Source organism: Microbacterium binotii (assembly GCF_021398715.1).
Classification (GTDB): domain Bacteria; phylum Actinomycetota; class Actinomycetes; order Actinomycetales; family Microbacteriaceae; genus Microbacterium; species Microbacterium binotii_A.
The window spans coordinates 310,291-322,343 of sequence record NZ_CP090347.1 but is presented as its reverse complement, the minus strand read 5'-3'; the positions used below and the strand labels follow the sequence as shown (position 1 = coordinate 322,343).

Below are 12,053 nucleotides of genomic sequence, written 5' to 3'. Positions count from 1 at the left end.
AAAGGACCCGTCCATGCTCACCCGCCCGTCCCCCGTCGCCCCTCCCGCCGACGAGCAGCACTGGGTCGACACCGCCCGCGAGCTCGCCGCCGGCTTCGCCGCGACCGTGGCCGCCGACGACGCCGAGGCGCGCCTGCCCATCGAGCACCTGCGGGCCCTCGCGGCCTCGGGGCTGGATGTCGCGTTCCTGCCGCGCGAGCACGGCGGCGAGGCGCTGTCGTACGCCACGCTCGGCGCCGTGGTGCAGACGCTCGCCGCGGCCCATCCGGCCGTGGCCACCGTGTGGCTCATGCACCTCGGAGCGGCGCACGCGCTCGTGACGCTGTCGTCCGACGAACAGGCCGCCTTCTTCGCTTCCGAGCTGAAGGCGGGCAAGCGGTTCGCGAACGCCCTGAGCGAGCCGGCCGGCGGCAATCACTTCCTGGCGTCCCAGCAGGATGCGGATGCGGTCGGCGAGAACTGGTCGCTGACCGGCCGCAAGCTCTTCGTGTCGGGTTCCGAGGCAGCCGACCACCTGTTCCTGAACGCCCGGATCGACGGCGCCCCCGCCTTCTTCGGCGTCACGATCGACGACACCGTCTCGTTCCCACCGATCGAGGAGACGATGGGGATGCGGGCGACCCGCAGCCGCACGATCCTCTTCGAGGGCACGCCCCTGCTGCGCTCCCGGCTGACGGGACCGCCCGCCCCCGAGTACGCGAACCTCATCACGGTCGGCTTCGCGTTCCTCTCGCTCGGCATCGCCGCATCCGCGATCGACGCGATCGCCCTCACCGCGGGCAAGGTGCGCGGCGGCACGAGCCTCGCCGACGCCACCTGGGTCCGCCAGGAGACCGGCATGGCGTGGGCTGAGCTCACGGCGGCGACGCTCATGGCCGAGCGCACCGCCTGGCTCGCCGACCAGCGCTCGCCCGAGGCGATGCCCGCGGCGACCGAGACGAAGATGCTGGCCAACGAGGTCGCCAAGCGCACGGCCGCCCTCGCGGTCCGTATCGGCGGCGGCGGCGGGTTCCTCGTCTCCTCGCCCGTCCAGCGCATCTTCCGCGACGCGCAGGCGGGCGCCCTCATGGCCTACTCCGTTCCGTTCAGCTCCGAACTCGTCGGAGGCTGGGTGCTGAGCGGGTGAGACCCCCGGGTGCCGCCTTCGCTCTGCGAAGCGGTGCCCGGGTCGGGGTGCGTGGCGGCGATGTTCCGCCCGAGGCACGCCGAGGACCCCCCTCCTCGACGTTCCCGGCGGCCGCCGCCACGCATCCTTATGCTCCGTCTTCCGCCTTCTCGTCCTCAGCCGGCCGGTGGATACGCTGGAATGATGAGCCTCATCGATCCCCGCGAGAAGGAAGCCCGCCGCAATGCGAAGTACCACGGGAGCCCGACCGCGCTGATCGCGACGATCCTGTTCGGGGTCGCGTCGCTCGCGACGACCGCCGTCATCGGCTTCGGCATCGGCGGGTTCGTCGACCAGTTCCGCGTGATGAGCATCAACAGTGTCTTCAGCACGTGGGACACCGCCATCCCGATCTGGCTGCGCAGCTGGTCGCTGCCGATCGGCATCGTCGCCACGATCATCACGGTCGGTGCGTACAGCACGTGGAACCACCGGTACTCCGGGCGCACGGACAGCTACGCCTTCCTCGGCCCGCTGCCCATCGTGCTGGCCGGCCTCACCCTCGGCTCCTGGTACGCCACCACGCTGTGGACCGCGCCGGACGCGGTGGGCGTCGCGATCGACCCGACGTTCGGACAGAACGAGAACTGGGACGCGGGCGCATGGATCATGTACGCCGCCCAGTGGTGGCTGCCGGGCGTCTTCGCGCTCCTGACCCTGCTCACGCTGCTCGGCCGCCTGGGTGCCCAGAAGCGCCGTCGCCTGAACGACGAACTCGCGACCCATCTGCTCCACAGCGGCGCGATGGTCGAGGCCGAGGTCACCGACGCCCCGCTTCGCGAGCCGAACTCGTCCCGGATGATGGCGGAGATCACACTGCGCTTCGAGGATGCCGAGGGCACGAGCCGCTGGGTGACGTCCATCGTCGCCGTGCCGACGAAGCAGTTCCCCACCACCGGGTCACGGCGCCCCCTGCTGTTCGACCCGGCGGATGCGGGCAACGTCCAGCGCATCCTCTTCTCCCCGACCGGCGGCACCGAGCCGGGCGACTTCGTCTCCGTCTCCGCGGCCGACTGAGGCGTCCTGCCCCAGGGATGTCCCAGGCGCCGCGTAGCCTGAGAGCATGGCCACCCGTCGCCCCGCTCCCGCGCCCTTCCGCTGCACCGAATGCGGGTGGACGACGGCGAAGTGGGCCGGTCGCTGCGGCGAGTGCCAGCAGTGGGGAACCGTCGTCGAGGCGGCGCAGCCGACGGGTGTGATGCGCTCGCTCACGCCCGTGAGCCCCACCGCCGCGCGCGCTGCCCGGCCGATCACCGAGCTCACGACCGCGGAGTCCCCGCGGCGCGCGAGCGGCGTGGCCGAGTTCGACCGGGTGCTGGGCGGCGGCATCGTGCCCGGCGCGGCCATCTTGCTCTCGGGAGAGCCCGGCGTCGGCAAGTCGACCCTGCTGCTCGAGGTCGCCGCCCGCGCGGCACATGACGGGCACCGCGTGCTCTACGTGAGCGCGGAGGAATCGACCGCGCAGGTGCGCCTGCGCGCCGAGCGCACGGGTGCACTGCACGACGAGCTGTACCTCGCGAGCGAGACCGACCTCGCCACCCTCATCGGCCACATCGACGACGTCCAGCCGTCGCTGCTCATCGTCGACAGTGTGCAGACGGTCTCCTCCTCGCTCAGCGAAGGTCTCGCGGGCCACCCCAGCCAGGTGCGCGAGGTGGCGGCGACCCTCATCCGCATCGCGAAGGAGCGCGCGCTGCCGGTGCTCATCGTCGGGCACGTGACGAAAGACGGCTCGATCGCCGGCCCCCGTCTGCTCGAGCACCTCGTCGACGTGGTCTGCCACTTCGAGGGCGACCGGCAGACCTCGCTGCGTTTCGTCCGCGCGCTCAAGAACCGCTTCGGCCCCACCGACGAGGTCGGCTGCTTCGAGATGACCGGCGACGGCATCAGCGAGGTCCCGGATCCCTCGGGCCTGTTCCTCAGCAAGGGCGCGCCCGTCAGCGGCACGTGCGTCACGGTCGCCCTCGAGGGGCGCCGCGCGCTGCCGGTCGAGATCCAGGCGCTCGTCGTGGCCGCATCCGGGCCCAACCCGCGCCGTGTCGTGAACGGCGTCGAATCGTCACGGGTGGCGATGATCCTCGCCGTCCTGGAGCGCCGCACCGGGCTGCGGGTCGGCGAGCGCGACATCTACGTATCGACCGTCGGCGGCTTGAAGATCACCGAGCCCGCGACCGACCTCGCGATCGCCCTCGCCATCGCGAGTGCCGCGACCGATCGCCCCGTCGGGCACCAGGTCGCCGCGATCGGCGAGCTGAGCCTCACCGGCGAGGTGCGTCCGGTGGCGCAGCTCGCCCAGCGCCGCACCGAGGCCGGTCGCCTCGGCTACACGACGGTCATCGACTCCGGCGCGAAGGATCTGCTCTCCGCCCTCGGCCGGGTGCACATCCCCACCCCCGCCGCCTCCCACCGCTGATCACGCGCGCCCGTCCGCCGGCACACGTTTCCCTCTCCCCGAACTGCGTCGCAGTTGCGCAACGGCCACACTTCTCCGCATCCGCGACAGAGGTTCACTGGCGCAGCTGCGCAGAAGTGTGGCGCTCACCCGGGCCGCGAGCCGGTGTGGCGCTCGCGGGGTCAGGAGCCCCTGTCACGCCGCCGGGACGCGCGAAGGCTCCGACGGCTCAGACCTCGAGGGCGGCGAGCAGGTCGGCGGGCGTGGCCTGCAGCGGATGCGGGCCCGCGATGTCGAAGAACACGGTCGTGATCTCCTCGCGGTGCGCGCTGAGGAAGCTGCGGAGCCAGTCCGGGCCCTGCAACCCGACCGTGGGCGGGAGAGTCTCGGGCTTGTGCGCGGCATCGCTGAACAGCAGCAGCGCCACCTGCCCGGTGTTCGGGTCGCGGTAGGTCCACACCTCGCCGGCATCCAGCGGGTTGTCGCTCTCGCCGGTGCGCATGAGCGGGACGACCGTGGGGCCGTGCCGAAGCGCGAACGCCACCGCCGCCATGTCCTGCGTCTGCAGCGCATCGGTCAGCGCGGTGTTGCGGAACTCCAGCGGAGGCTGCTGCTTCTTCCCGCGCTTCTGCTTACCGGCCATCCCCCCAGGGTATCCGCCGCGTCGTCAGCGAAGCGGCATCCGCAGGCACACGAGGCGCTCCCTCGTCTCCCATGACGCAACCTCGACGAAGCCACGGCTCCGGTACAACCCGAGCGCGTCGTGCCGCCAGTCCCAGACCGAGAGGCGGAGGGATGCGGCCCCCGCCGCGGTCGCGCGTCGCGCGGCCTCGGCGAGGAGCGCCCCGCCCGCTCCGGCCCCACGCACGGCGGGGTCGACCCACAGTCGCTTGATCTCCGCATCCGCTCCGTCCACGCGCAGAACCACCATCCCGATGATCTGGCTGTCGCGCTCGGCGAGCAGCACGTCCGCGTCGGGGAAGGCCGCGGCGTCGACCTCGGCCGCATATGCGGGCGCCAGCGGCCCGAACTCCTGCAGCTCGTGCGCGACCTTCTCGGCTTCGGTGTGCTCGTGGTACGCGCGCAGGAGTTCGGCCACCGCCGCGGCATCGCCGGCGGCGGCGATGCGGACGACGGCAGGACTCATCCCTCCATTCCACACCCGTCGGCGCGGGAGAATGGACGGATGAGCTGGAGCCTGCGTCCGAGCACCCCCGACGACGCGGCGTGGATCGCAGAGCTCCGTGCGGAGGTCATGCGGCCCGACCTCGAGCGGCTCGACCGGTACGACCCGGTCTACGTGCGGCAGCGCTTCCTGAAGGCTTTCGACCCCGCCCTCACTCGTGTGATCGTCGTGGACGGGGCGGATGCGGGAAGCATCGCCGTGCGGCCCGCGTCCGACGGGGTCTGGGTCGAGCACTTCTATCTCGCCTCGGCCCACCAGGGGCGGGGGATCGGATCCCAGGTGCTCGCCCTCGTGCTGGACGAGCACACCGACGACGCACCGCTGCGACTCAACGTGCTGCAGGGGTCGCCCGCGCGGCACCTGTACGAGCGGCACGGCTTCGTGCTCTATCACGAAGACGAGGTCGACGCATTCCTGCGACGGGAGCCGGCCGCGCCGCTACCGTGACCGCATGAACCGCGATCGCATCATCGGCATCGTCGCCGCTGCCATCGGCCTCATCCTGGCGACCCTCTTCGTGATCTGGGACCTCAACGGTGCACCGTCGTGGCTGCACTACATCACCTGGATCGCGGGCGCCCTCAGCGGATGGGGGCTCGTGGTGGCCTTCACGGCCGGCAAGCGCGGCATGAGACCCTGAGCCTCAGCGCCCCCGGTTGGCGGCGAGGAAGCCGGCCAACGCCTCCTCTGTCTCGCTGAGCGTGCGGATGCGACCCGCCACCCGCTCCCGCATCTCGGCCACCCGTGCGAGCAGTTCCGCGTCACCGTGCGACTTCTCTCCCGTGGCGCAGGGAAGGACGGCTCGAACGTCATCGCGTGTGAACCCAAGTTCGAACATGGCGTGGATCGTGGCGACCATCGGCACCGCCCGGTCCGAGTAGTGACGGTAGCCGTTGTCGCCGCGCTGCGGACTGATGAGGCCCAGCTTCTCGTAGTGCCGGATCGAGCGCGCACTGACGCCGCTCCGGTCGCTCAGCTCGCCGATGATCATGCGTGCGCCCCTCGATTTGACCTTGACACGATGTCAAAGCATATCGTCGCGAGCGAACCACGATCGGGTCGGAGAGGCGGAGCGCATGACGGAGCAGATCGAGATCGACGGGCGGATGCGGACCTTCACCGTCGTCGGGGAACGGAGCGCGGGACAGGCGCTCGTCCTGGTCTTCCACGGATCGCGGCAGTCGGGCGAGATCCATCGCGCGTTCACCGGCGGCGCGTACGACGCGCTCGTCGAGAAGGGCGCCCTGGTCGTGTACCTCGACGGCTACCGCGGCAACTGGAACGACGCGCGTCGCGAGAGCCGGTTCCCCGCACGGCTCGCCGGAGTCGACGATGTCGCCTTCACGCGTGCCGTGATCGCCCGGCTCGGCGAGACGCACGACATCGACGAGACCCGTGTGTACGCAATCGGATACTCCAACGGCGGCCAGATGGTCATGCGCCTGCTCCACGAGGATGCGCCCCCGCTCGCCGGCGGCGCCATCGTCGCCGCGACGCTGCCCGAGCCCGACAGCTTCCTGCTGCCCCAAGTCGCTCCCGCGCCGCATCCGGTTCCGGTTCTGCTCGTGCACGGCACCGCAGATCCCGTCGTCCCCTACGAGGGCGGACGGATGCCGCGCTGGGCGCAGGTCGTCTTCCGAGTGGGCGGCTCGTCGCTCTCCGCGGCCGAGACCGCCGCGTACTTCGCGCGACGGAACGGCATGGCTGCGCCCTCAACGACACGAGCGGATGCGGCATCCCATCCCGACCGCACGCGCATCGAGCGCGCCGACTGGCGCGAAGCGGGCCACCCGCCGGTCACGTTCGTCACCGTGCACGGCGGCGGCCACACGGTCCCGGGGCCGAAGCCCGGCCCGCGCCTGATCGGGCGCACGGCCACGAGCATCTCGGTCGCCGGGCTCGCCGCCGAGGCGTTCGGGCTGGCCGGTTAGTTCAGCAGGAAGCGGGGCACCTTCAGCGCATGTCGATGTAAGTCGTGTCAGGTGCAGAATTGCGCGGGCAAAACCGGGGTCAGATCATGTGCACCGCTGACGATCATGCACGCTTTGCGGACTTTCTGCGGACGAGGATCAAGCCACGCTCAGGAACCGTTGAGCATCTTCCTCAGCGCTGCCGCTCGCGCCATGGCGTCGTTGTCCACCATCCAGTCGCGCGGGTGTTGAACGTCGATGAGACCTGGCAGCCGCGCATGGAGGAAGTGATTGTCGCGCGTCAGGCAGTACCGTTCCGCATACACGTCGGCGTGCCCCGCGTCCCGTGCCGTTGCGTAGACACAGCCGTCCTCATGACTAAGAGGAGGCGTCCCGTAGGAAATTGCGACGTCCCCAACAGTGCCACCACCGGTCCACTGCACAAGGTCTGCGATCAAAACGTCAATGAGACTTTGGGCTCCGTCGCGACTCCATCCGAGGCCGCGGTCACGCTCATCATCTGCATCTCGAGGGTGGTATGCCTTCAAGGCGACGAGTCTGTCGATGTGATCACTGGTCCAGAGCTCAACCCTGCGCCCGTCGGGACGCTGCCCGGTGCGCAGACCAGCTATTACGCGGAAACTCTGCGCGCCTCGCTGATGCGGTTGGATGGACGACTGCACCTCGTCAAAACGCTCCCAACTGAACGGCTCACCGACCAGCTCAGCAACATCGAGGAAGACGTTCACGTCAAGCACGACCAAGAGGTGCCCCGACGACGGATGGGGCTCAGCGTTAAGCACTCTCGCGGGCAGAGACAGGGCGGAAGCTCGCCGAGGCGAACTCCCAATGATGCTCGCCCTCGTATCCGAGCTGCCCTCGCCCAATAACGGAAGACTGGTCCTGAGGTGTGGCCATCTTCAAGGCGCATGACAGGTAGTCAGTCCAAGCAGAGCCAAGTTGCTCAGCCGGAATCTCAACATCGCGCGTGTTCGCACTGTAGTGCGCTTCCCAGGGCCCGACCGTATGCGTCAGCTTCCACAGATCAGAGGCCGACAGCTTCCCGGCGACGTCCCATACCTCATCGATCATCATACCGACAGACCCTGAGACGCTCTCCAACCCGCTCCACGGCTGCATCACCGAGGTGATCTGGTCGCTTCCGAACCGCTTGTACAACCCATAGAGCGGCTTGATTGCGGGACCGTTCTTCCAGGCTTGCACCGGCTCACAGAACGCAGGGGCCGACGTCGCAAACATCGAAACGCTCTGGACCAAGGTCACGAGCTTCTGCAACTTAAGGTTCGAGACGGGTTCACCGTCGACGGCAGCACGCTCCAGCATGCTCGCAGCAACGGACGCTGCAGATGTCGTTGCCATCTCGCGCCCCCTCCGACGAAACACCATGACCAACTTGACAAAAGTGTACTGAACGCTCTTGCGAATAGTCTGCAAGCAAGACAACGGTTCTGTCCGCGCGATTATGCCTTACAACAATGACATGCAACGAATCTCTGATCCAATGCTGCGAACCGATGCCGCGCAGAGAGGGTCAGTCGAGCGTCATCCGCCAGACACGCTCCTGGTTCTCTCCCGGACGCTTCCAGTACACCTCTGCGGTGATGGTCGCCGGCGAGTCGAACGAACGCGCCCATAGGATCGAGAGCGACTCTCCCGGATGCATCGGATCGCGCGGCTCGTCCAGTAGTTCTGCATCTCCCTCGGATGGATACTGTACAAACCGAACGCCACGGGCTTCCTCGGCGCCGCCCAACGTGACTCGCCAACGATTCTTCGCGACCCGGATAGCCGTCCAGGGCGGCCGGTACGCGGTCAGCGCCTGCCGCGTGAGCGCGGCGCTCTCTTCGGCGGCTTCCGCCTGCCGCTCCGCGGCATCGGCAGCCCGCCGCGCATGAGTGGCCGCATCTGAACTGGAAGCCGCTGCGTCGTTCCGGGCTCGCCGCGCCTCCCAAGCTTGCCAGAAGGCCGCGACGGCAGCGATCACAGCGACGGCTGTCGCGATCCACTCCATGTCGGAACCTTACCGAGAGCAGGCCAGCGAACGCCCACCGCGCAAGTGAACGCATGTGGGGCGCACCCCTTCTGCTTTACCATCCGTGCATGGGGATCCGGGATTGGTTCACTCGTAAGCCTGCAGCGCCCGCGCTCCGACCGCCAGTTCAGAGCAGGCAACAGCGGGTGGTGCTGGACATCACGGCGAACGGAGCGAGGATCCGGGCGTCGGCGTCAGCGCCATCCTCGGGCCCGCCGGCTGGCTACGTTTCGCCGTATCTCTCAAGCGCGGTGGCGGCGACTCTGCTGGTGCCCTCAGCGGACGGGATGCCGCCTCTCCACTTCGTGTCCCGAGACGGAGCGGTGTGGCTCGCGGAGGACTCCACAGGGAAGCTCGTCAACGTAGCGACTCGACAGCTCCGGGCGCTCGGCATATGGAGCTGCCGCGTCCGCGGCGATCAACACGCACCGGGCACATTGCGCCTCGGACCAGTCCAGCTCGTCCGGGAGCCCAACAATCCCCACGACCGGAATGCGGTGGCGATCCACCAGAACGGCGTCCACGTCGGCTACTTCAACAAGCAGATGGCGAGTGGTCTCGCCCACGCCCTCGACGCCGGCACCAAGCTCGAAGCGCTGGGGGTGTCTGTAGATCCGCCGAAGGTTGTGGCTGCGACGCCCGCAACCATGCTCTATCTCCGACGACGCATGTGAGCGCCCAACCCTAGTCGAGTTCCAGCGACAGTCCTTCAACACGTTGCGCGAGGCGGACAAAGAAGGCGTCCGCCTCCTCGTTCACAGTTCCCGCAGCAAGTACACGGACGCCGAAGAGGTCGATTATGTGTACAAGCAAACGCGACGCGGAGCCTGAACGACGATGCTTCCCCTCGGTCGTAATCCAGCCAACATAGAAGCGACGTTCTTCGAGGTACATGTCGCCTCTCAAGTGGCAGACCAGCTCACCGCCCTTGGCATCGTCACGGTAGAGCGCCCCCTCGATATACGCCAGATCCGCAGCGCCGGCAGTCGTCGTATGCACGTCAATACGCTCCACATCGTGATCGTACGATCACGTCGACCTGCAGAGCCAGTGATTCACCCGCACCAGAGCTAGAGGGGCCGGGGGTGGTGTTCGGTGGCTCACGTAAGCGGTCAGCGCCTTCTGTCGTGGGCGGGACGTACGATCGGTTCTCCGGCCGGGGAAGGGGTTACCTGGCAGTGGGCACGAATAGGCGATACGCGAACGCTGTGGACCGGCGCGTGGGCGAACGCATCCTGGAGCGCGCTGCGGCCGATGGCCCGTTGCAGCGTCTCACCGACACGGAGCTCGAGCTCGACCGGGAGCCGCTCACGATCGACCCGCATCCGAAGCCCGCGAAGGCATGGGTGCGGTTCGGGTCCACGCCGGTGCTCGTCGACGCGCTGGTGCATCGCTGGACACCACGAGCATGCGGGATCTCATTTGAGGTGGCGGGAAAGCAGATGCGGACATGGGTGTGGGCCTCGGCCGTGAGCGAGGCGCCGCGGGGCGGAGACAAAACCCTTTGACCTGGCAGACCAAGAGTTTGTCTCCCAGGCGACCGGCTGGTTGGGGGGTGAGGGCACCCCCCACGTCGCGGCTTTCCCGTGACGATCTTCCTTGGATTCGTGTGCTTGTTCATCCTGCCCATGACAGTGCTGTCGTGGCTGCTCCTGCCGCTGGGGTTCGTGTGTCTACTCGCGGGTTGGGTGTCGCATGCGATCCGTCTCAGCACCCAGGCGGTCCTTGAGGCGATGGCGGAGCGCACGTAATGGATGCCGTCACCATCATCGTTGCGGCCATCATCATCGTCATCGCCAACTGGATTGTGAGCTACTTCGTGACGAAGAACGCGATCAAGAATGCGCTGATCGAGGACCGACGCTTCCAGCGGAAGGTCAAGCAGGCACAGGCCGCCGCGCCGCGCGACGTCTGGCCCTCCCAGCCCCGAAGATGCCGGACGTTTGGATGAGAGTGCCGATTTTGCCGTGGGGAGAGACGGGAAGTCGCCCCGGTGGTCAACCGTGAGAGGCCCCCGCTACGGGTAACCCCCACCCTCGGGGGCCACCCCACCCTATGATCACCGTCATGAACATGCATCAAGAGCAGTTCTTCCACTCGATCGAGCTCTCAGACGAGAGCCCACGGCGCTGCAGGGTAGACATTGGCGAGCGCGAGATCGTGGCCAGTGTCGTTCGCCCCGGAGAGTGGACGCTGAACGCCAAAGACCGCGAGAGAGTCGGGCGGGTGCTGCGCCGCCAAGAGGGCCGCGCCACATACTTCGTGGGCTTTGCCGCTTCAGATCCTGAAATTGTTGAGTTCGTGAGCGATGACGTGGACCGCGTGGTTGAGCGCCTAGTCATGGTGTCGTAAGTGCACAGGTTCGCGTGGTGGCATGGGGAAGGGTGGCCAACACCTGACGAGTGGCAGGCGCTCGCGTCGGTTCTCACACTGATCGTGGCTGGCATAGCTGCCATCATCGCGGTCGTTCAGATCCGACAAGGGGCCCGACAGCTCGCGCTTTCAGCAGCCGCTAACCAGCGAGCTGCTGCAGCGGCTGAGTCGGAGGCGCGACCTTACGTGTCTGTGTACTTTGACCTACGGGCGCTTCCAGCCGCGAACCCCACCGAGACTGCCGCCGATGGCCTCGTTTTTGTAGTTGTCGAAAGTGTTGGCAAGACTCCCGCGCGGGACGTCGCCCTGACCGTCACGCCGGAGTTTCAATCCAGCGGGCATGGGCGACCCGGCGGCAGCGGAGAGGACCCAGCTCTCAAGGCGCTGGGTCGAATCTTCTCCGGCGAGCCCGTGATCGGGATGCTCGCTCCCGGCCAAAAGCTGGAATACATCCTGGACTTCACGTCGGAAGTGGTCGGGAAGCCGGATCTTCTTCCCCAACGTTACGACGTAGTTACTTCCTACACGGACCCGGTGGAAACCCGACGGTACTCGGAGGCCCACATCCTTGATCTTGCTCCCTGGAGCTACTCGATCGCGGAGCCTACTGCGTTGGACACGATCGCTCGCCAGATACGCCGTATCAACGAGAACTTGGAGAAGCGCTAGGGCTGGCCACGACGAGCCATCATGTCGGCGCGATCACGGAGCGATACTCCTAACCTGATAGTTGGCCGCTTGCGCCTCCGAGAGAAGTGCGCGGGCTGCAACGGGGCCAGCGTCGAAGGCGGGCATAGTGGTGGCGTGGACACCCCTATATGGACCGCCCTCATTGCATCAGCTTCGTCTCTTGTCGGCGTTGCGATCGGCTCTGCCCCTACATACGCCGCTGGCCGTCGGAGCCGACGTGAGAGGCGTGACGAACAACGCGCGCGCACCGCCGACGCCATTGCGGATGAGTTGCAACTGAGCCT

19 protein-coding genes are annotated in these 12,053 nt (G+C 67.7%); 12 read left to right on the top strand and 7 right to left on the bottom strand.

Annotated elements, in window-relative coordinates:
* Positions 1-13 precede the first annotated feature (13 nt).
* The 3 genes from LXM64_RS01680 (at position 14) to radA (ending at position 3,578) form a co-directional block, all read left to right on the top strand.
* Complete coding sequence (locus tag LXM64_RS01680; RefSeq protein WP_234074363.1) at positions 14-1,126, top strand: acyl-CoA dehydrogenase family protein; 1,113 nt, start codon at positions 14-16, stop codon at positions 1,124-1,126.
* Positions 1,127-1,309: 183 nt separating this feature from the next.
* Positions 1,310-2,182: a hypothetical protein gene (locus LXM64_RS01675; protein WP_234074362.1), complete on the top strand. Its 873-nt coding sequence runs from the start codon at positions 1,310-1,312 to the stop codon at positions 2,180-2,182.
* Between the two features lie 46 nt (positions 2,183-2,228).
* On the top strand, positions 2,229-3,578 hold the full coding sequence (gene radA / locus LXM64_RS01670; RefSeq protein WP_234074361.1) for a DNA repair protein RadA: 1,350 nt from the start codon (positions 2,229-2,231) through the stop codon (positions 3,576-3,578).
* A 208-nt stretch (positions 3,579-3,786) separates the two neighbouring features.
* Here the strand turns inward: radA and LXM64_RS01665 are convergent, their stop codons facing one another.
* Both LXM64_RS01665 and LXM64_RS01660 read right to left on the bottom strand, forming a co-directional pair.
* Positions 3,787-4,200 carry a dehydrogenase gene (locus LXM64_RS01665; RefSeq protein ID WP_137418227.1) on the bottom strand — a complete coding sequence of 138 codons (414 nt, stop codon included), beginning with the start codon at positions 4,198-4,200 and terminating at the stop codon, positions 3,787-3,789.
* Between the two features lie 24 nt (positions 4,201-4,224).
* Complete coding sequence (locus LXM64_RS01660; RefSeq protein ID WP_234074360.1) at positions 4,225-4,704, bottom strand: GNAT family N-acetyltransferase; 480 nt, start codon at positions 4,702-4,704, stop codon at positions 4,225-4,227.
* Positions 4,705-4,743: 39 nt separating this feature from the next.
* Here LXM64_RS01660 and LXM64_RS01655 point away from each other — a divergent pair, with 39 nt between their 5' ends.
* Together LXM64_RS01655 and LXM64_RS01650 are read left to right on the top strand one after the other, a co-directional pair.
* Entirely contained in the window at positions 4,744-5,190 is a 447-nt protein-coding gene (locus LXM64_RS01655) for a GNAT family N-acetyltransferase (protein ID WP_234074359.1), read from the top strand.
* A gap of 4 nt (positions 5,191-5,194) precedes the next feature.
* A complete protein-coding gene (locus LXM64_RS01650; RefSeq protein ID WP_234074358.1) occupies positions 5,195-5,383 on the top strand; it encodes a hypothetical protein in 189 nt (62 codons plus the stop codon).
* A gap of 3 nt (positions 5,384-5,386) precedes the next feature.
* Here the strand turns inward: LXM64_RS01650 and LXM64_RS01645 are convergent, their stop codons facing one another.
* Positions 5,387-5,734: a MerR family transcriptional regulator gene (locus tag LXM64_RS01645; RefSeq protein ID WP_137418231.1), complete on the bottom strand. Its 348-nt coding sequence runs from the start codon at positions 5,732-5,734 to the stop codon at positions 5,387-5,389.
* Positions 5,735-5,819: 85 nt separating this feature from the next.
* On the opposite strand from LXM64_RS01645, the gene LXM64_RS01640 reads away from it, so the two are divergent.
* Positions 5,820-6,674 carry an alpha/beta hydrolase family esterase gene (locus LXM64_RS01640; RefSeq protein ID WP_234074357.1) on the top strand — a complete coding sequence of 285 codons (855 nt, stop codon included), beginning with the start codon at positions 5,820-5,822 and terminating at the stop codon, positions 6,672-6,674.
* Between the two features lie 149 nt (positions 6,675-6,823).
* On the opposite strand, the gene LXM64_RS01635 is transcribed toward LXM64_RS01640, so the two are convergent.
* The 3 genes from LXM64_RS01635 to LXM64_RS01625 form a co-directional block, all read right to left on the bottom strand.
* On the bottom strand, positions 6,824-7,417 hold the full coding sequence (locus LXM64_RS01635) for a hypothetical protein (protein WP_234074356.1): 594 nt from the start codon (positions 7,415-7,417) through the stop codon (positions 6,824-6,826).
* A gap of 31 nt (positions 7,418-7,448) precedes the next feature.
* Positions 7,449-8,033, bottom strand: a complete 585-nt coding sequence (locus LXM64_RS01630) for a Panacea domain-containing protein (protein WP_234074355.1) — start codon at positions 8,031-8,033, stop codon at positions 7,449-7,451.
* Between the two features lie 172 nt (positions 8,034-8,205).
* Entirely contained in the window at positions 8,206-8,685 is a 480-nt protein-coding gene (locus LXM64_RS01625) for a hypothetical protein (protein ID WP_234074354.1), read from the bottom strand.
* Positions 8,686-8,852: 167 nt separating this feature from the next.
* Between LXM64_RS01625 and LXM64_RS01620 the strand changes: the two genes are divergently transcribed.
* A complete protein-coding gene (locus tag LXM64_RS01620; RefSeq protein WP_234074353.1) occupies positions 8,853-9,380 on the top strand; it encodes an HIRAN domain-containing protein in 528 nt (175 codons plus the stop codon).
* A 10-nt stretch (positions 9,381-9,390) separates the two neighbouring features.
* On the opposite strand, the gene LXM64_RS01615 is transcribed toward LXM64_RS01620, so the two are convergent.
* Entirely contained in the window at positions 9,391-9,720 is a 330-nt protein-coding gene (locus LXM64_RS01615; protein WP_234074352.1) for a hypothetical protein, read from the bottom strand.
* Between the two features lie 206 nt (positions 9,721-9,926).
* On the opposite strand from LXM64_RS01615, the gene LXM64_RS01610 reads away from it, so the two are divergent.
* The 5 genes from LXM64_RS01610 to LXM64_RS01590 all read left to right on the top strand — a co-directional run bounded on the left by LXM64_RS01610 (position 9,927) and on the right by LXM64_RS01590 (position 11,748).
* The gene (locus LXM64_RS01610; RefSeq protein ID WP_234074351.1) at positions 9,927-10,214 is read left to right on the top strand and encodes a hypothetical protein; all 288 of its coding nucleotides are present in this window, start codon (positions 9,927-9,929) and stop codon (positions 10,212-10,214) included.
* A 78-nt stretch (positions 10,215-10,292) separates the two neighbouring features.
* Positions 10,293-10,457: a hypothetical protein gene (locus LXM64_RS01605; RefSeq protein ID WP_234074350.1), complete on the top strand. Its 165-nt coding sequence runs from the start codon at positions 10,293-10,295 to the stop codon at positions 10,455-10,457.
* Positions 10,457-10,657, top strand: coding sequence for a hypothetical protein (locus LXM64_RS01600; RefSeq protein ID WP_234074349.1), 201 nt, complete (start codon positions 10,457-10,459; stop codon positions 10,655-10,657). The genes LXM64_RS01605 and LXM64_RS01600 overlap by 1 nt, the downstream gene beginning before the upstream one ends.
* Positions 10,658-10,773: 116 nt before the next feature.
* The gene (locus LXM64_RS01595) at positions 10,774-11,058 is read left to right on the top strand and encodes a hypothetical protein (RefSeq protein ID WP_234074348.1); all 285 of its coding nucleotides are present in this window, start codon (positions 10,774-10,776) and stop codon (positions 11,056-11,058) included.
* Positions 11,059-11,748: a hypothetical protein gene (locus LXM64_RS01590; protein ID WP_234074347.1), complete on the top strand. Its 690-nt coding sequence runs from the start codon at positions 11,059-11,061 to the stop codon at positions 11,746-11,748. It abuts the gene before it with no gap.
* Positions 11,749-12,053: the final 305 nt, after the last annotated feature.